This is a genomic window from Stenotrophomonas sp. YJH_SMC_122 (genome assembly GCF_059369535.1).
Genome location: NZ_JCAFST010000004.1, coordinates 233,400 through 251,205, shown reverse-complemented (window position 1 = coordinate 251,205; position 17,806 = coordinate 233,400). Strand labels below are relative to the sequence as shown.

The 17,806-nt window shown below is 66.0% G+C and carries 14 protein-coding genes; 4 read left to right on the top strand and 10 right to left on the bottom strand.

The genetic code is table 11. From position 1 onward, the window contains the following. Position 1 precedes the first annotated feature (1 nt). From AC5P66_RS08125 to AC5P66_RS08085, 9 genes are all read right to left on the bottom strand, one after another. Positions 2-3,169 carry a discoidin domain-containing protein gene (locus AC5P66_RS08125; RefSeq protein WP_099496120.1) on the bottom strand — a complete coding sequence of 1,056 codons (3,168 nt, stop codon included), beginning with the start codon at positions 3,167-3,169 and terminating at the stop codon, positions 2-4. After that, a complete protein-coding gene (locus AC5P66_RS08120) occupies positions 3,166-4,002 on the bottom strand; it encodes a carbohydrate ABC transporter permease (protein WP_005417620.1) in 837 nt (278 codons plus the stop codon). The genes AC5P66_RS08125 and AC5P66_RS08120 overlap by 4 nt, the downstream gene beginning before the upstream one ends. Beyond that, on the bottom strand, positions 3,999-4,880 hold the full coding sequence (locus tag AC5P66_RS08115; protein ID WP_005410323.1) for a carbohydrate ABC transporter permease: 882 nt from the start codon (positions 4,878-4,880) through the stop codon (positions 3,999-4,001). Before AC5P66_RS08115 ends, AC5P66_RS08120 begins: the two co-directional genes overlap by 4 nt. After that, on the bottom strand, positions 4,877-6,217 hold the full coding sequence (locus tag AC5P66_RS08110) for a sugar ABC transporter substrate-binding protein (protein WP_099496122.1): 1,341 nt from the start codon (positions 6,215-6,217) through the stop codon (positions 4,877-4,879). Before AC5P66_RS08110 ends, AC5P66_RS08115 begins: the two co-directional genes overlap by 4 nt. A 4-nt stretch (positions 6,218-6,221) precedes the next feature. Next, positions 6,222-7,826 carry a glucoamylase family protein gene (locus tag AC5P66_RS08105; protein WP_049414531.1) on the bottom strand — a complete coding sequence of 535 codons (1,605 nt, stop codon included), beginning with the start codon at positions 7,824-7,826 and terminating at the stop codon, positions 6,222-6,224. A 249-nt stretch (positions 7,827-8,075) separates the two neighbouring features. Beyond that, a complete protein-coding gene (locus AC5P66_RS08100; protein WP_049414530.1) occupies positions 8,076-11,132 on the bottom strand; it encodes a TonB-dependent receptor in 3,057 nt (1,018 codons plus the stop codon). A 77-nt stretch (positions 11,133-11,209) separates the two neighbouring features. Beyond that, a complete protein-coding gene (locus AC5P66_RS08095) occupies positions 11,210-12,247 on the bottom strand; it encodes a LacI family DNA-binding transcriptional regulator (protein ID WP_049414529.1) in 1,038 nt (345 codons plus the stop codon). Between the two features lie 148 nt (positions 12,248-12,395). Then, entirely contained in the window at positions 12,396-12,671 is a 276-nt protein-coding gene (locus tag AC5P66_RS08090) for a BolA family protein (RefSeq protein ID WP_049414528.1), read from the bottom strand. Continuing rightward, on the bottom strand, positions 12,668-12,967 hold the full coding sequence (locus AC5P66_RS08085; RefSeq protein WP_005417634.1) for a YciI family protein: 300 nt from the start codon (positions 12,965-12,967) through the stop codon (positions 12,668-12,670). Before AC5P66_RS08085 ends, AC5P66_RS08090 begins: the two co-directional genes overlap by 4 nt. Before the next feature lie 374 nt (positions 12,968-13,341). On the opposite strand from AC5P66_RS08085, the gene AC5P66_RS08080 reads away from it, so the two are divergent. The 4 genes from AC5P66_RS08080 (at position 13,342) to AC5P66_RS08065 (ending at position 17,215) form a co-directional block, all read left to right on the top strand. Then, a complete protein-coding gene (locus AC5P66_RS08080; protein WP_005417635.1) occupies positions 13,342-14,247 on the top strand; it encodes a segregation and condensation protein A in 906 nt (301 codons plus the stop codon). Positions 14,248-14,260: 13 nt separating this feature from the next. Next, entirely contained in the window at positions 14,261-15,136 is an 876-nt protein-coding gene (gene scpB / locus AC5P66_RS08075; RefSeq protein ID WP_049414527.1) for an SMC-Scp complex subunit ScpB, read from the top strand. Further along, positions 15,129-16,763, top strand: coding sequence for a pseudouridine synthase (locus AC5P66_RS08070; RefSeq protein ID WP_100478472.1), 1,635 nt, complete (start codon positions 15,129-15,131; stop codon positions 16,761-16,763). Before scpB ends, AC5P66_RS08070 begins: the two co-directional genes overlap by 8 nt. 206 nt (positions 16,764-16,969) lie before the next feature. Further along, on the top strand, positions 16,970-17,215 hold the full coding sequence (locus AC5P66_RS08065; RefSeq protein ID WP_049414525.1) for a hypothetical protein: 246 nt from the start codon (positions 16,970-16,972) through the stop codon (positions 17,213-17,215). Between the two features lie 96 nt (positions 17,216-17,311). Here the strand turns inward: AC5P66_RS08065 and AC5P66_RS08060 are convergent, their stop codons facing one another. Next, entirely contained in the window at positions 17,312-17,746 is a 435-nt protein-coding gene (locus AC5P66_RS08060; protein WP_049414524.1) for a hypothetical protein, read from the bottom strand. Positions 17,747-17,806 lie beyond the last annotated feature (60 nt).

Below are 17,806 nucleotides of genomic sequence, written 5' to 3'. Positions count from 1 at the left end.
GTTACTGCCCCTTGCGCTCGGCACGGCGCACCGCGCCCGGTACATCGATCTCGACCCGCGCCGGCAGCTGGTGCACGTGCAGTTCCCTGTCGGTCCATTCGGCCGCTTCGCCGTTGATGGTCGCCTCGCCCGGATCACCGGCGTACGGCCACGGCAGGACCACGCCACCGACCGGTGGCACCAGGCCCGGCTGCACCTCCAGCACCAGCTGCTTGTCGCTGCGCTGCAGGCGGTAGTTGAGCTGGCCCTGCGGCGTGCGCAGGCCCTGCACAGCGATGCCCTCGCCCTGCAGCCAGGCGGTCGGAATGCCGGCAGCCAATACCAGCGCATCGTCCATGTCACGGCTGTAGGCGAACATGTCCAGGGCCGAGCGCACGAAGTCCGAGGCGACCCAGGCATGCGGCAGGTCACCGACAAAGAACGGCTTGCGTGGCGTGCGCGAGACCACTTCGGCCCACTGGTTCCAGGCCTGCGGCGCACGGTCCTTGAAGAAGAACTCGGTCGCCTGCCAGGCGCGATCGCGCCAGCCGAGGCGGACGAAGGCGGCCACGTTGCGCCACTCGTAGGGCGTGTAGTCCTTCCACTCGCGCTTGCCGTCCCGACGAGCCACGAATTCCTTCCAGTAACGCTCGAAGGTCGCCTCCAACGCCTGCTGCGGCAGGCGGCCCTGCTCGCCGCCCGGCGCCAGCGCGATGGTGGTCGAGGTCGCGTCGAAATCGCCCAGCTCGGCCGAGCCCGGCAGGTAATCGATGTTGTGCTGCTGCATCGCCGACAGCAGCGAGGCCTGCAGGTCATCACGGAACTGGTCACGCGATTCGGCGATCTGCATGGCTTCGACCTTGCCCAGCTGGGCCGCCAGCGACGCCGCGTCCTTGTAGCCGCGCAACGCCCAGAAATTGTCCCAGTACGAATGCATCGGCTTGGCCGAATAGCCTTCGTGGCTGATCGAGGCCGGCATCATGCCGTAGAACGCCGGATTGCGCGCCCGATTCTCGTCCGTGCGCTCGCTGGCGCGCAGCTGCTCCATGTAGTTGTAGGCGCCCTGCACATGCGGCCACATCAGTTCGGCGAAGGTGCTGTCACCGGTATAGCGCCCATACTCGGCAATGCTGTAGATCAGCTCGCCATGACTGTCGTTCTCCGGCACCGGATCGCTGCCACGTGCATCGACACAGCACGGCACCTTGCCATTCTCGAACTGATAGGGCGCATACCAGTTGATGTAATCACGCACCGCATCACTGCGCCCCATGCGCAGCAGGCCCTCGGAAATCATCGCGCCATCGCGGATCCAGCTGCGCGCGTACGAGCGCGTGCCCGGCTGCAGGCGCGGGCCGACCCGCGAGATCAGCATGTGCGCCACGGCGGTGCGCAGGGTATCGACCAGTGCCTGGCCCGCAGCCGGTACCTGCAACGAGACGACCCCCAGCTTCTGCCGCCACTGCTCTGCGACCTGTGCCTGCGCCTTGGCCACATCCAGCGCCTGCGGCGCCCAGCCTCCGGTCTGCGGCAACACCACCGCCACTTCTCGGCTCTGGCCAGGCTCCAGCTTGATCGTATACAGCAGCGCACCGGACGCCATGCCGGTGCTGTCCTTCACCGCCGTGCTGGCCGGGTATTTACCGGAGGCCAGATGCATCGCGTCGAGCTTGCCATCGAACGTACTGGCAAAGCGCGCATCCGGCACCTGCAACGGATAGATGCGCGGCTCACCGTTGATGCGCACCAGCTGTTCGCCCACATCCAGCGCATCGATGCGACTGAAGCCGCCGACGGTATTGAGGAACTGGGTCGGCGGGTTCACCTGCCACGGCCGGATCGCCAGCGCCAGGGTGTACTCGTGCGCCACCTTGTCCGGATTGCTCAACCGGTAGCGGCCGATCAGCTGCGCACGCTCCGGCGTGCCCAGCACGAAGCTGGTCACCGCCAGGCCGGCCTTCTCATGCACCCAGTCGACATTGGCGATGGGCAGGTAGCGATCCTGCAGCGACTGGGTGATGGCCACCTTCGACCAGTCCAGCAACTTGCCGTCCACGCGGATGAACGGCTCGATGCTGAAACTGCCCTTGGCCGGTTCCAGCGCACCGTCCTCGCTGATCAGTGCCTGCTCCTGGCCGCCATCGAGGCCGAGCAGGGTCCAGTACGGCTGTTCGCCCACGTATGCACGCGGCAGCGAGCCGCGCGACAGGTCGGCCGCCACCGAGGACAGGAATGCGTTCGGCGTGGCCGCGAACGCCAGCGGCTTGAGCGTGATGTCACGGATGCCATAGCGCCAGTTCGGGCCATCGTGCAGATCGAAGCGCACGTAGCGCGCGTCGGTATCCGGCAGCGCCAGCCAGTCGCGGCCACCCGCACCGCCGGTCACCTCGCGCACGGTGCGCCAGTCCCGGCCATCCTCGGACGTCCGCACGGTGTAGCGATTGGCTTCAAGGTTCGGCAGCCAGTCAATCACCGCACCGCCGATCTCGCGGCTCTTGTGCAGGTCCAGGCTGATGGTCTGCTGCTTGACCCCGCCACTGATCCAGAACGTATCGCTCTTTCCGTCGATCATCCGGTCCTGCAGCGCGGTGGCGGTATCGGCGATCACCGACGGCACCAGCGCCGAATCATCCTGCGGCGGCAGGCCCTGCAGGGTCAGCTTGTCGAAGCACACCGTGCCGCGGCCGCCGACCTTGCTGTAGATCGTGAACTCGACCGCAGCGCTGCGCGCCATCTCCTTATCCGGCGATGGCCCCCACGCCTTGTCGATCTGGCGACGGCGGTATTCGACCGGCGTCCACGCCTTGGGGAAGCTGTAGCCCGGACGATTGACCCACCAGACATTATCGCCGCTGGCATCGATCAGCTTGAACTGCAGGTCGTTGCCCGGCGAATCTCCCCGCAGCTGGAAGCCGAAGCGGTAGTTGGCCGGGTACTCGATGCCCAGCGCGCGGCGGATGCCGACGTAGCCCGACACCTCGTGGAAATCGTAGTCCAGGCACAGCGCGCGGCCGCCACCGGCACCGCTCACCGGCCGCAGCGAACCGCTGACCTGGTCGGACAGCACCAGCTTCCAGGCGCCGATGTCGTCGAAATCGTCCAGTACCTTCGGCGCCGGCAGTGCCGGTGGTGCGGCGATCGCCAGGGAAGTCCACAACAGGCACAGTCCAACGGCGATCGCTCGCTTCATCCCTTGACGCTCCCCAGCAACAGACCTTGGATGTAGTACCGCTGCAGCACCAGGAACAGTGCCAGCACCGGAACCACGGTGACCACCGCGCCAGCCATCATCATTTCCACGTCCATGATGTGCTCGCGCGAGAGGGTGGCCAGCGCCACCGGCAAAGTGTAGTGCTCCTGGTCGGTCAACACGATCAGCGGCCACATGAAATCGTTCCATGCACCCATGAAGGTGAAGATCGCCAGGGTCACCAGTACCGGCTTGAGCATCGGCAGCACGATCTGGAAGAAGATGCGCAGCTCCCCCGCGCCGTCGATGCGCGCCGCTTCAAGCAGCTCGTCCGGGATCGAACGCGCGTACTGGCGCACCAGGAAGATGCCGAACACGCTGGCCAGCGCCGGCACGATCACCCCGCCAAAGCTGTTGACCAGGCCCAGCTGCTTCATCAGCAGGAACAGCGGCAGCATCGCCACCTGCGCCGGAATCACCAGCGCTGCCATCAGCACCTGGAACAGGCGTTCGCGGCCAACGAAGTTGAGCTTGGCGAAGGCGTAGCCGGCCATGGTGTTGAGCAGCAGCGAACCCAGCGTGATAGCCAGCGACACCAGCAGGCTGTTGGCGAAGTTGCCGCCCATGCCGGTACGCGCGAACAACTCATGGTAGTTGTGCGTGGTGATGCTCGAAGGCAGCAGCGGCGGCGGGAAATGGCTGGCCTCGCCCTGCGGCATGAACGAGACCGAGAGCATCCACAGCAGCGGTGCCAGGCTGACCAGGGCCAGCACCAGCAACGCACCATTGATCATCCACGGGTACCAGCGCGACTGGCCGATTTCACGACTCATACCAACTGCCTCTTGCGGCCGAAACGCAGCATCACGGTGGTCACCGCCAGGATGATCAGGAACAGCAGGAACGCCACCGCGGAGGCGCGCCCCAGGTTCCACCACTTGAAGCCTTCCTCGAACATGAAATACAGCACGCTGACGGTGCTCTGCAGCGGATCGCCGCGGGTCATGACGTACGGCTCGGCGAACAGCTGGAAGTAGCCGGACACGGTGATCACCCCGACCACCAGCAGCACCGGGCCGAGCATCGGCAGGGTGATGTGCAGGAACTGCTTCCAGCGCGAAGCACCGTCGATGCGCGCGGCTTCGTACAGGTCATGCGGGATCGCCTGCAGGCCGGCGAGGAAGATCACCATGTTGTAGCCGAAGTTCTTCCACACCGCGAACAGCATGATGGTCGGCATCGCCCAGTTGGGATCACCCAGCCAGTCGATCGGACTGATGCCCAGATGGCCCAGGCCGTAGTTCACCAGGCCATAGCTGGTATGGAACAGGTAGCGCCAGATCACTGCCACCGCCACCAGCGTGGTCACCACCGGTGCGAACAGTGCCGTGCGGAACAGCGCCTTGAAGCGCGCGGCCGGTGCGTTGAGCAGCATCGCCGCGCCCAGCGACACGCCGATCGACAACGGCACGCCGATCAGCACGAAGTAGGTGGTGTTCCACAGCGACTTCCAGAACATCGGCGTCTGCAGCAGGTCGATGTAGTTGCCCAGGCCGACGAAGCGCAGGTTGCTGCTGTCGGCCAGTGCATAGAGGTCGAAGTCGGTCACGCTCAGCGCCAGCGCCGAGGCGACCGGCAGGCCGAAGAACACGCCCAGCACGATCAGCGAGGGGCCGGCGAAGATCCAGCCGGCCAGCGAAGTACGTTTCATTGCGCGCTCCCGGCGGCCACTGCGCTGCTCGATTGCGGCGACGGCGCGCGCTCCTGCAGGCGTTGTTGTTCATGCATCCAGCGGCGCTTGGCCAGCACCTTGTCCACGCGCTGGTCCAGTTCGGCCACGGCCTTGTCCTGCGGCAGGCCTCCGCGCACCACCTTCTCGGTGACAATGCGCATTTCCTGCACGATGCGCTCCCATTCGAGCACCTTCGGCGTCGGCTTGACCCGCTCCAGCTGATCGCGGAACGCGGCGGCCAGCGGATCGTTGGCCAGCGACGGCGCGTTCCAGGCGCTGCGGCGCGGCGGCAGGTCGCCGATGATCGAATGGAAGCGTGCCTGGATCTGCGGGCGCGACAGGAATTCGATCAGCTTCCAGGACGCCTCCTTCTGCTGCGACTTGCGGAAGATCACCAGGCTGGTGCCACCGGCGATGCCCGCGCCCGGACCGTCCGGCCCCGGCAGCGCGGCGGTGCCCCACTGTCCTTCCAGTTCCTTCGGCTGCAGTTTCTTGAACTCGCGGATGTTCCAGGGGCCGGAGATGTAGAACACGTTGAAGCCGCGGAAGAATTCATCCCAGACGTTGGAGATCTGCGTCTCGGACATCTTCGGCGCCCAGCCCTGCTCGAACATGTTGGCGTAGAAGGCCAGCGTGCGGCGGAACCCCGGGCTGGCGAAATTGCCGCGGGTATCGTCGTCGCGCAGCAGCGGATCGGGCTGCTGCAGGGCCAGCGACAGCTGCTGCTCGAATTCGTTGATCGGCATCAGTACCGCGTAGCGGTTCGGGCCCTGCATGCGCTTGATCGCCGCCATCTGCTCCTCCCACTCCGGCCACGTGCGCGGCGGGTGGTCGTAGCCGGCCTTGGCCAGCAGGTCCTTGCGGTAGTAGATCAGGCGGGTGTCGACATACCACGGCACGCCGACCAGTTCGCCGTGGATCACGTTGGTATCCCAGATGCCCTGGAAGTAATCTTTCGGGTCGACCACAGTGGAGCGCTGCACGAACGGTTGCAGCGGTGTAAGCGCGTCGAGTTCGGCGAACTCCGGCACCCAGGTATTGCCGAGCTGGCACACGTCCGGCAGTCCGTCGGCGGCGAACGCGGTCAGCAGCTTCTCGTGCGCGGCGGTCCACGGGATGTTCTGCACATCCACCTTGATGCCGGGGTTTTCGGCCTCGAACTCGTGGATCAGCTCGCTGACCACCTCGGCTTCGCGGCCCATCGCCCAGAAGCGCACGGTGGTGGTGCCCGGTTCGGTGCGGGCGCAGCCGGCCACGGCCAGGGTGGCCAGGGCAGGCAGCGCCCAGCGGCGCAGGCGGTCGATCCAGTTCGGCATCGGGTTACTTGCCCTGGCCTGTGGTGCGGTTGGCATTGTTCTTCTGTTCCTGCGCGGCAGCCGCGCGTGATTCGGCGATACCCACCGCGCGTGCTGCCGCGGCCTTTTCGTCCTTCTGCAGTTCCAGCGGCTGGAACGACCCTTCCGGCGCCAGCCAGCCGCCGCTGAATCCGGCCCGCTCCAGGCCCTTGCGGATGTACGGATTCTTCTTCATCACTTCCCAGACGAAGTCGTTGCGGTAGTTGGCGATCATGGTCAGGATCGGTCCCTGGTCGATGGCGATGTAGTCGCTGGCGACCCAGCCGCGATCCGGCACCAGGCGGCCGGTCTTGATCGGGATGTCGTAGTTGAAGCTGGGGTTGAATGAATCCAGGAAGCCGTAGCTGGAATAGATGTAGTCGCCGTAGCGCTTGTGCATTTCCAGCGTGGCCGGGATCACCTGCTCCGGCGCGAACACCACCGAAGCGATCGCCGCAGTCGGGGCGATGGTGCCGTCATCGAAATTCTCGCGCAGCCCAGCGCCGCGCGAGGAGTAATGGCGGAACTGGCGCTGCTCGCCGCGGTATTCCTGCGTGGTGTTCTGCGGGCCATCGCTGGCGGTCAGGCCCCACACATTCTCGCCATACTCCTTCCACTGCATCGGGTTGGCGATGGCGTATTCGCGCTGGGCCAGCGCAGCCGAGCGGCTGTTGAGGAAATAGGTGCTGCCGCGCTCGCGCATGTACGCGTCCTGGATATCGCGGAAGTCGATCCAGACGTGGCTGTACTGGTGGCCGAACAGCGGGCCGAAGGACAGGTATTCCTGGCCCTGGTAGACACCCCAGTCGTTGTCATAGGTGCGCGTCCACACCGTCCACGCGTCCGGGCTGACCGGGTGCGTGGGCGAGCCCAGGGCGAGGATGTAGACCATCATCGCCTCGTTGTAGCCCATCCAGTCGTGGTCGATGAAGCCGCTCTCCGGGAACCAGCCCATCGAGATCAGCGGCGCACGCTGCTGCAGCCACGGCCAGTCGACCTTCTTGTACAAGGTATCGGCAATCTGGCGGATTTCCTTTTCGCGCGGATCGTCACCGTCGTAGTACGACTGCGCGAACAGCACGCCCATCATCAGCAGTGCGGTATCCACCGAGGACAGTTCGACCCAGCTGTCGTAGCGACGCCCTTCCTGCATGTCCAGGAAGTGGTAGTAGAAGCCCTTGTAGCCGGCCTTGCCGGTGCGCTGCGGGCCCATCGGCACGTCGCGGAAGAATTTCAGGGTGGTCAGGGTACGGTCGATGGCCTGGTTGCGGCTGACCCAGCCGTTCTCGATGCCGATCGGATAGGCAGTCAACGCGAAGCCGACCGAGGCGATGCTGGCGAACGGCCGCGACGGGTAGCGGTCCGGGGTCAGCCCGTTCACTTCGTTGGTGGTGTCCCAGAAGAACTGGAAGGTGCGGCGCTCAATGTCATCGAACAGCGGCGGCAGCTCCGGCTTCATCGGCCGCGGCGGTGCATCGGCCTCGATCAGGATCACCGGCGGGCGCGGCTTGGCAGGTTCCTGCTGGGCCGGCTGGCAGGCGGCCACCGCCAAGCACAGCATTGCGGCGGACGACAGATGGCGTGCCTGCATGGCGCGGTTCCTCCGGTGGTCTGATCGATGGGAAAGCATACCGTCCAATGATCTGAAATCGTTTACAAGATGCGCTCTTAAAAAACCACGAAAAACGTGGTCTGACACCGCGATCATTGCCCACGCCGCTGCCCCCTGCCCGGCAGCGGCGTGGGCAATGGACCGGCACGGGGCCGGCCATTGCCGTTCTCACACAATCGATGCCGCCGGCGGACCGGCGGCATCGGATACAGCAACAGGCGGCGCCGCTTAGAAGCGGAAGCCCACTTCGGCCTTGACCTGGCGCGGAGTGCCGATGATGTCGCCGGTCTCGTTGTAGCTGGCCTGCAGCTTGCCGTTGGTCTTGACGTAGTTGTAGGTGGAGAAGTTGTCGAAGTTGAACACGTTGATGATGTCCAGACGGGCGTACAGCTCGGTGTTGCCCGCCAGCTTGAACGTCTTCGTCGCCTGCAGGTCGACCGAACGGTAGCCGAAGATCTTGCCACCCACCAGGAACTTGCCGGTTGCGTTGGGCACGGCCGCCTGCGGGGTCGGCAGGGTGTAGCCGCTGGCCTGCATCACCGGGTACCAGTCGTTGACGGCGGTCGGGGTGGCCAGGGTGATCTTGCCGCCGAAGGTGATGCCCCAGAAGCCCGCGTACGAACCGGTCACCACCAGGCGGTGGCGCGGTGCGCCGTTGGAGCGGATGGTCGGGTAGTCACCGATCAGGCCGCGATCGAACGCATACTTCTCGTTGATGTCGCGGTTGTGGCGCGCGGTGGTCCAGGTGTAGGCGATCGAGGTGCCCCAGCCGCTTTCCTTGGTGAACGGCTTCTGTGCCGACAACAGGACCTGGGTGGCACGGGTCTTGATGCCCTGCTGGCCGATGATCAGGCTGCCGAAGCCCGGCACGTTGCAGCTCCAGGCCTGGCTCAGGCCCGGGGAGGTGCCACCACACAGGCGCGGATCATCGAAGAACTGGCCGGTCGGGTAGCGGTTGCCCAGGGTGAAGGCGAAGCCGTCGTAGCTCAGGGTACGGGCGATGGTGGCGTCGGTCAGCCAGTCGCCGATCTGGTTGCTCATGCCCAAGCTGAACTGATCCGAGTACGGCGCCTTCAGCTTGTTGTTCAGCAGGTCCACTTCCAGGCCGGCATTGCTGGTCGCGCCGACCAGTGCCTGCAGGTTGCCGATCCCGTTGAGCAGGTTCGGGTTCCAGTCATAGCAGGCGGCCTGGCCGTTGATGCAGGCGCCGGTGGCCGGGTTGCGGAAGTAGATGGTCGGCTGCGGCAGGGCCAGCTTGGTGGTTTCCAGCTGCAGGTTGTCGAACAGGTCACGGTCGTAGGAACGGCCGGCACCACCGTGGATCACGTGCTGCTCGTCGGCGTTGATGTCATACGAGAAGCCCAGGCGCGGCTGCCAGGCGTCCTTGAACGCCTTGCGGTTGTGGCCGTTGCTGATGTAGTCGCTGATGTCCAGGCCGCCCAGCGCCAGCGAATCGGCATAGGTCTGGCCGGCGGGGGCGCGCGGATCCTGCGAATAGATGGCGTCGACCACCTGCTGCGGGGTCACGAAGTCCAGGTAGGACGGGGTCTTTTCGTAGTCCCAGCGCAGGCCGATGTTCAGCTGCAGGTGGTCATTGACCTGCCAGTCGTCCTGGATGAACACGCCGTACTGCTTGGACTTCGAACGCACTTCACCGGACACGCCGGTCACGCCGGTCACCGGCTTGACGAACTGCGCCTTGTACGGAATGGAATCGGGGAAGTCCGGATCGCCCAGCGAGTAGGTGAAGGTCGGATTGATCTGCGCCGCATCGGACGCGTACAGGTCGATCTGCTTGTACTTCACGCCCATCTTGATGGTGTGGTCACCGGCCCACTGGATGCCATCCAGGGTCAGGTTGTCTTCGATCGACCAGCCCTTCTGGCCCTTCACCTGCGAATCCAGTGCCGAGGCGCCACCGATCTTCACGATGGTGCGGTCTTCGGGGCCGTCCGGTGCGGTGTAGGTGATGCCGTTGGCCAGCGTCAGCGGGGTCGGGTTGTTGAACGAGTCTTCGTGGGTGACCATCAACTCGTTGTAGTAGCGCTCACCACTGTGGTTCCAGCGCAGGGCATAACGACGGTCGGTGTTGACCACTTCACGGCCGGCTTCCGGCGAGGTCTGGCCACTGAACTGCGACTGGGTTTCGTCGCGGTCCTGGAAGGTCAGTTCGATGCGGTCGTTGTCGGTCGGCTCGAAGTCGATCTTGCCGAAGATCAGATCCTGCTGGAACGGCTGGCTGGCCGGGCCGAGGCCGGCGGCACCAGCGGGCGGCAGCAGGCCGGCAGCGCCGGTGACCGCGCCATCCGGCGCGATGGTGACCGGCAGGTCGAAGCGCTTGGCTTCGTAGGTCACGAAGAAGTGCGCCTTGTCCTGGATGATCGGGCCGCCCAGGGCGAAGCCGTATTCCTTCTCGGCCGAGACCATCTTCTCCTTGCCGCCCTGGCGCTCGGCCGGGGTCTTGGCACGCATGTCTTCATCGGTGTAGCGGTAGAACGCCTCACCCTTGAACTCATTGGTACCGGACTTGGTCGCAGCCGTCACTGCGGCGCTCGACACCTGGCCATACTCGGCCTTGTAGTTGCCGCTGATGACCTTGTATTCGCCGATGGCCAGCTGCGGGAACGGGTTACCGGCGCTGCCGGACTGGCCGGCCACGCCGCCACCCTTGACGTAGCTCTTCTGGCCCACGCCGTCGATGTAGACGTTGGTGCCATCTGCATTGGTGGCGCCGCCGCGCAGCGAGGTATTGCCCTTGGCGTCGCGGGTGAAGATCAGGCCCGGCACCGCGTCGGCGAACTCCAGGAAGTTGCGCGACACCTGCGGAGTGGTCTGGATCTGCTGCAGGCTGACGGTCTTGCCGACTTCGGAGGTACGCACTTCCTGCAGCAGGGTCGGCGCGACAACGTTGACGGTGTCCAGATTGGTGGCCGCGGTCGAACCCGGGGTGCTGCTGGCGGCACCGGCGAAGTTCAGCGTCGCGGTCGACGCCACGGTGACGGTGACCTTCTGGGTCTGGCCGTTGGCGACCACGTTGTACGTGCCCGGATCCAGGCCCATCAGCGAGTAGCTGCCGTCGGCGCGGATGGTGCCACGGCGGACGGTACCGGTGGCCACATTGGTGGCGGTCACTTCGGTGCCGGCCTGGGCACCGGCAACCTGGCCGCGCAGGCTGGCGTTGGCCGACTGCGCCATGACGTTGGGGGCGGCAGCCAGCATCAGGCAGCTGACCAGGGCGGTGCTCAGCAGCCGGCGCGCCGGCATGCGGAAGGTGGTATGCATCATCAACTCAATCTCCGGGTGGCGGTAACCGCTTGCGCGGTCCCTGCGATCAGTCAAAAAAAGAAGAAACGCCTCTGGCTTCAACGGCCGGATGGCGGAGTGGTGGAATCGCGAACAATCAAGCGGGGAACCAGGGTCTGCTTGTCCCCTGCCCCATCCGTGGAGGTGCCGTCCATCAACTGCATCAGGCGCGTCATGGCCCGGTCGCCGAGCTCGGCGATGCTGACCTGCATGGTGGTCAGCGACGGGTGGACGAAACGCGCCAGTGGAATGTCATCGAAACCCGCCAGGGCCACATCGGCCGGCACACGGACCCCTGCCTGCGTGAACGCATACAGGCAGCCCAGGGCCATCATGTCGTTGGCGGCGAATACGGCATCGGGCAGCGCTCCGGCTGCCAGCAACTCCTGACCGGCACGATGGCCGGAAGCTTCGTCGAAATCACCGGGCAGCTCGATGCCTTCGGCGCCACCGCCAAAAGCCGCCAGCGCGTCACGGAAGCCGCGCAGGCGCTCGCGCGCGTCGAAGTTGAGGTCCGGACCAGAAATGAAGGCAATGCGGCGGTGGCCGGCATCCAGCAGGTGGCGGGTCATCGCCATCGCGCCGGCGTGGTCGTCGATGCTCAGCACCGGGTGGTCCTGCCCGGGCAGATAGGTGTTGATCAACACCGTCGGCAACGACTGCGGCAGGTTGTCGGTCAGGAAGCCCGGACTCTCGGCATAGGGCGAAAGCACCAGCAGGCCGTCGACGCGGCCGCGCATGGCACGCAGGGCGGCGCCCTGCTGTTCCTGGTCACCGTGGTAGCTGGACACCAGCAGGTGCTGGCGGCGGTTGCGGGCCACCCCGTCAATGCCGCGCATCAGCTCGGAGAAGAATTCGCCGTACAGGTCAGGCAGCACCACGCCCACCGTATTGGTGCGGCGGCTGCTCAGGCTGCGGGCGGCGGCGTGCGGGGTGTAACGCAGCCGTGCGGCCACCTCCAGCACAAGCTGGCGGACCGGTTCGGCGACATTTTCATGCCCGTTTAGCGCGCGGGAAACCGTGGCCACGGAGACCCGGGCTTCGCGTGCGACGTCTTTGATTGTGATAGCTGCCTTGTTCACGAAGCCGCCCTCCACGGCTTGGACCTACCAGCATTGGCGCGGAATGTAAGCGTTTCCATCCAGGCTTGTAAACAGTCCGTTAGGCGAATGTCCCGAAATGGACATGAAAATCTGTCCGTGGCGAGGCCCGCAGGGACCGGCCAGGACAGTGCGGGACAAGGACTCAGCCCTGTTCTGACGGGGTCTGTGCGCGGATGGACAGCGCGTGGATATCGGTGTCCATCATCGATCCCAGCGCGGCATACACCGCGCGATGCCGGGCCAATGGAGCCAGCCCTGCGAAGCGCTCACTGACCACATGCACGTTGAAATGGCCGCGCCCGTCGCGCGCACCGGCATGGCCGGCGTGACGATGGCTGTCGTCCTCGATCTCCAGCACGCTCGGCGCCAGCGCCTGCTGCAGCGCATCACGGATCCGCTCGATCCGTTCCGCGTTCACGGCAGCACCTTGCGGAACGGGCGGACCTGCACGCGGGTGTAGACGCCTGCAGCCACGTACGGGTCGGCATCGGCCCAGGCCTGGGCCTGCGGCAGCGACTCGAACTGCGCGATCACCACCGAACCGCTGAAACCGGCCGGGCCCGGGTCTTCACTGTCCACCGCCGGGCAAGGCCCGGCCAGCAGCAGGCGCCCCGCGTCGCGCAGCGCATGCAGCCGCGCCAGATGCTCCGGCCGCGCCTGCAGCCGCTGCGCCAGCACATCCTGGCCGTCATACCCTTCGATCACATACCACACCGGCATTTCCTCGCTTGCGTTGTCGGGTCCGCCGATTCTAGCCAATGCAGCCCCTGCCCCGTTCCGGCTGGACACTGGCGCAGCAAAGGCTTACCCTAGACTCCATTGCACGTGGCTGGATGCAGCAGCCCGTCGGTTTCTGCGGCCACGCAGCCCCCGACGACAGATCCGCTGCTTCAAACCGGACCACCTGGCCGGGCCACGTAGACGACCTCCCCGTAGTTCTGTCGCTGCCGTTTACTGCGGCGCGTCCTGCTGTTTGATATGTGTGGAATCGCGCCGATCCCGGCGTGTCTGGTGCCCTGGGGCTCCGTGGCGTTGGCCCGGCGAACCCGGTGCCGCGACTGGTCCGTTGCAATCCTGATGTCCATTAGATGACTTCCGAACTCGCGCTCGACGCGAACCCGCCAACTCGGCCGCCCGCCCCCCAGCAGCAGGAAATGCCGCTGGCCGTGGTGCATGGGCAACCGGTCCTGCAGATCCCGCAGGACCTGTACATCCCGCCGGACGCGCTGGAAGTCATCCTGGACGCCTTCGAAGGCCCGCTGGACCTGCTGCTGTACCTGATCCGCCGCCAGAACCTGGATGTGCTGGACATTCCCGTGGCCGAAATCACCCGGCAGTACGTGGAATACATCACCGTGATGCGCGAGCTGCGCTTCGAGCTGGCGGCCGAGTACCTGGTGATGGCCGCGATCCTGGCCGAGGTGAAGTCGCGGATGCTGCTGCCGCGCCCGGTCAGCGAGGAAGGCGATGAGGCCGACCCGCGCGCCGAGCTGGTGCGCCGGCTGCAGGAGTACGAACGTTTCAAGCAGGCCGCCGAGGACATCGACGCGCTGCCCCGCCAGGACCGCGACACCACGGTGGCGCATGCCTTCATGCCCGAGCGCGCCACGGTGAAGCTGCCGCCGCCGGTGGACCTGAAGGAAATGCTGCTGGCCCTGCACGACGTGCTCAAGCGCGCCGAGCTGTTCAGCGGCCACGCCATCAAGCGTGAAGCACTGAGCGTGCGGCAGCGCATGGGGGAAGTGCTGGGGCGCCTGGAGGACGGCAAGTTCTATCGTTTTGAAGGGCTGTTCACCGCCGAAGAAGGCAAGCTGGGCGTGCTGGTCACGTTCCTGGCAGTGCTGGAACTGGCCAAGGAACAGTTGCTGGACATCGTCCAGGAAGAACCGCTGGCGCCGATCTACGTGAAGTCGCTGGCCGCTGGCAACACCAACGCCCCGCTGCAGTTCAGCAGCGAGTTCGACGACAACGACGCCGCCAATGCCAACGAGTGAGCGCTGACTGCCGATGGATCAATCGCTGATCGACCGCATTGTCGAGGGTGCCCTGCTGGCCTCCAGCCAGCCACTCACCCTGGCCCAGCTGAAGGACCTGTTTCCGGAAGAGGAACCGGCACCGCCGGGCAGCATCGAACGTGCGCTGGAGCGCCTGCGCGAGGCCTGCGAAGGTCGTGGCGTGGAACTGGTCGAGGTCGCCTCCGGCTTCCGCTACCAGGTCACCGGCGAAGTACATGGCTGGATCAGCCGGCTGTGGACCGAACGCAAGACCCGCTACACCCGCGCCACCCTGGAAACCCTGGCGCTGATCGCCTACCGGCAGCCGATCACCCGCGGCGAGATCGAGCAGGTGCGCGGCGTAGCGGTCAGCAGCAACATCATCCAGGCGCTGGAAGAACGCGAATGGATCCGCGTGGTCGGCCACCGCGACGTGCCCGGCAAGCCGGCGCTGTTCGGCACCACCAAGGGCTTCCTGGACTACTTCGGGCTGAAGCGGCTGGACGAACTGCCGCCGCTGTCGGAACTGAAGGACCTGGGTGAGCTGGAACCGCAGCTGGCCCTGGACCGTGATGCACCGCCCGTGGCCGGTGCCGAGGGTCCAGACATCTCGGCCGGCGCCGATGGCGTTGCCGCGAACGATGACGCCGGCCTGGCCGGCAGTGACACCCCCGATTCCGCCAATGCAGCCCCTGCATCGGCCTCCGATGAGCAAGCACCTTCGCCCCTCGATGATGGGCACCCCGATTCCGCGCCGGGCGAGCGCGCGGTGCCAGTGAACGAACGCGAAGACAACGCCGTCGCGATGACGACCGTGGCTGTTGACCAAGCCGATTCCGAACCAGAGGCCGACCTCGAAACCGTCGGCCGGAGCAAAACTGATGAGTGACACCCCCCGTAACAAGCTCTCGCTGAAGCGCGAAGCCACCTCCGAACAGTTCAAGCTGGAAGAGCGCCTGCACAAGGTGCTGGCCCAGGCCGGCCTCGGCTCGCGCCGCGCGCTGGAACAGCGCATCGCCGAAGGCCTGGTCAAGGTCAACGGTGAAGTCGCGCAGACCGGCATGTCGGTCAAGAGCGGCGACAGGATCGAACTGGATGGCCGTGGCTTCGTCGCCACTGCCCTGGCCGAACCGTCGCGCGTACTGGTCTACAACAAGCCGGAAGGCCAGGTGACCACCCGCGAAGATCCCGAAGGCCGCCCGACCGTGTTCGAGTCGCTGCCGCCGCTGAAGGGCGCGCGCTGGATCGCCATCGGTCGCCTGGACATCAATACCACCGGCCTGCTGCTGGCCACCACCGACGGCGAGCTGGCCAACGCCATGATGCACCCGTCGTTCGAGGTCGAGCGCGAGTACGTGGTGCGCGTGCGTGCACCGGAAGGCGAGGAAAAGGTCTCCGACGCCATCGTCGACCGCCTCGGCCGTGGCGTCGCACTGGAAGACGGTCCGGCCAAGTTCGATGAGATCGAACGCATCGGCGGCACCGATTCCCACGACTGGTTCCGCGTCGTGGTGAAGGAAGGCCGCAACCGCGAAGTGCGCCGCCTGTGGGAATCGCAGGGCTGCCAGGTCAGCCGCCTGAAGCGCACCCGCTATGGCAAGGTGAGCCTGCCGCGCGAACTGGCCCGTGGCCATTCGGTGGAACTGGGCACCGCCCAGGTGGAAGCGCTGCGCGCGCAGCTGAAGCTGGAAGAAGGCGCACCGTCGGCATTGACGCTGCAGCCGGTGATCGGCCAGCGCCGCGCCGCAAAGACCACTGTGCGCGTGCGCGAAGGTGGCCGCGGCAATGCCTACGTCAATGGCCACAACACCGCCGACGAAGGCCGTGAGCTGCGCCGCTTCGACAACGTCCGCGAAGACCGCGGCCGTGGCCGCGGTGGCAAGGGCGGCGGCTTCAAGGGCGGCCTGACGGTCAGCGGTGAAGCGGCAGCCAAGCAGTCGCAGAAGCCGTTCAAGCAGCGCGCCCAGAAGAACGATCGTTCGCTGCCGGAAGGCAATCCGGCGGCGTTCCGCACCTGGTACGTGCCGGATGGCGTGAGCACCGGCCCGAGCGGCCATCGCAATGCCGGTCCGGGCGCACGTGGCCCGGGTGCCCGTGGTCCGGGCGCAGGCGGCCAGGGCCGCCCGTACGGCAAGCCGAAGGGCCCAGGTGCTGGCGCCGGTGGCGGTCAGGGCCGTGGCGGTTTCGGTGGCGAAGGCCGTGGTGGCGCAGGCGGCCAGGGCCGGCCGGCCGGTGCGGGCAACCGCTCGCAGGGCCAGGGCAACAAGCACCCGTACGGCCATCCGGGCAACGCCCCGAGCTTCCCGTCCGACCATGCAACCCCGGGTTTCAACCCGTATGGCAGCCCGAAGCCGGCGCGCGGCGCCCGTCCGGGCGGTCGTGGTCCGGGTGGTGGCAACCGTGGGCCGGGTGGCAATCGCGGCCCCGGCGGTCCGGGTGGCAACCGTGGCCCGGGTGGCCCCGGTGGCAACCGCGGTCCCGGCGGTCCGCGCCGCAGCGGCCCGCGCGGCGGCTGATCAGCGGCCCGACTGAAATGAAAACCCCGGCTCCGGCCGGGGTTTTTCTTTGCCTGGTAGATCGACCCGCGGGTGGATCCACGCCATGGGCGGACGCAAGGCGAGAACTAGGAATTCTTTGAAAACGTGCAATTAGTGCCACAGGTCGACGCGAGCAACGCGATGAACGCCTATCGTGAAGCGTCTCCCCGCATAAGGAAACGACGATGGCATGGCATACCAGCGGCTCTGTGCTGACACTGGTAAATCCCACCAACATCTGGTGGAACACAGTCTACGGCCCGGGCCACACTGTTCCCGTTTCAGGCATCTACGTCTGCCTTGGCTGCAGGCGCGAGATCACGAGCAATCAGAACGACCCCTTCCCGCCGCAGTCGCACCATCAGCACTCGACCCAGCAGGGCAGCATCCGCTGGAAACTCAATGTACGCACGAACACCGACGGCGCCTGATGTAAAACAGGGGACGGAGGGGATTAAGTCGTTTTTGCCACATTGTGAATTGGCTAGGCAAAAACGACTTAATCCCCTCCGTCCCCTTTTTTGTTGTCAGCGCCGGCTGATGGTGAAGGCGGCGCCGTCCACGCCCAGGTCCCAGCCCTTGCCGGTGCCGGACAGGGCCAACGAGATGTCGCCCTTGGTCATCACCTGCGCATTGCTGGATTTCACCGCGCCGGCATGCGCACCGACCGAGGCGTAGGTGCCCAGCAGCTCATTGACGCTCACGGCGCCGGTGAAGCTGCCACGCCCATTGGTGATCTTCGACTTGCCCACGGTCAGGCCGCCGCCCTTCACTTCGATACGCACCGGCATGCTGGCGCCATTGCTGCAGGTGACCGTGCCGGTGCCGGACGCGGTCTTGTAGATCAGCGACCAGCCGGACAGGTTGTAGCGCAGCTGGCAGTCGAGATTGCCGGCAGCGTGCGCGGCTGGAGCCAGCGTGGCAGCGGACAGGGCCAGCAGCAGGGCGAAGGGCTTGTTCATGGCGGGACTTCCAGTTCGGTCGGACTGCCGGCGAATCTAGCAGCGCGCGCGTGCACGTTG

Excerpts from the sequence above, each read along its gene's own strand:
- AC5P66_RS08125 (WP_099496120.1), bottom strand. The coding sequence starts at position 3,169 with ATGAAGCGAGCGATCGCCGTTGGACTGTGCCTGTTGTGGACTTCCCTG.
- AC5P66_RS08080 (WP_005417635.1), top strand. The coding sequence starts at position 13,342 with ATGACTTCCGAACTCGCGCTCGACGCGAACCCGCCAACTCGGCCGCCC.
- AC5P66_RS08105 (WP_049414531.1), bottom strand. The coding sequence starts at position 7,826 with ATGCAGGCACGCCATCTGTCGTCCGCCGCAATGCTGTGCTTGGCGGTG.
- AC5P66_RS08100 (WP_049414530.1), bottom strand. The coding sequence starts at position 11,132 with ATGATGCATACCACCTTCCGCATGCCGGCGCGCCGGCTGCTGAGCACC.
- AC5P66_RS08065 (WP_049414525.1), top strand. The coding sequence starts at position 16,970 with ATGGCATGGCATACCAGCGGCTCTGTGCTGACACTGGTAAATCCCACC.
- AC5P66_RS08110 (WP_099496122.1), bottom strand. The coding sequence starts at position 6,217 with ATGCCGAACTGGATCGACCGCCTGCGCCGCTGGGCGCTGCCTGCCCTG.
- AC5P66_RS08120 (WP_005417620.1), bottom strand. The coding sequence starts at position 4,002 with ATGAGTCGTGAAATCGGCCAGTCGCGCTGGTACCCGTGGATGATCAAT.
- scpB (WP_049414527.1), top strand. The coding sequence starts at position 14,261 with ATGGATCAATCGCTGATCGACCGCATTGTCGAGGGTGCCCTGCTGGCC.
- AC5P66_RS08115 (WP_005410323.1), bottom strand. The coding sequence starts at position 4,880 with ATGAAACGTACTTCGCTGGCCGGCTGGATCTTCGCCGGCCCCTCGCTG.
- AC5P66_RS08070 (WP_100478472.1), top strand. The coding sequence starts at position 15,129 with ATGAGTGACACCCCCCGTAACAAGCTCTCGCTGAAGCGCGAAGCCACC.
- AC5P66_RS08060 (WP_049414524.1), bottom strand. The coding sequence starts at position 17,746 with ATGAACAAGCCCTTCGCCCTGCTGCTGGCCCTGTCCGCTGCCACGCTG.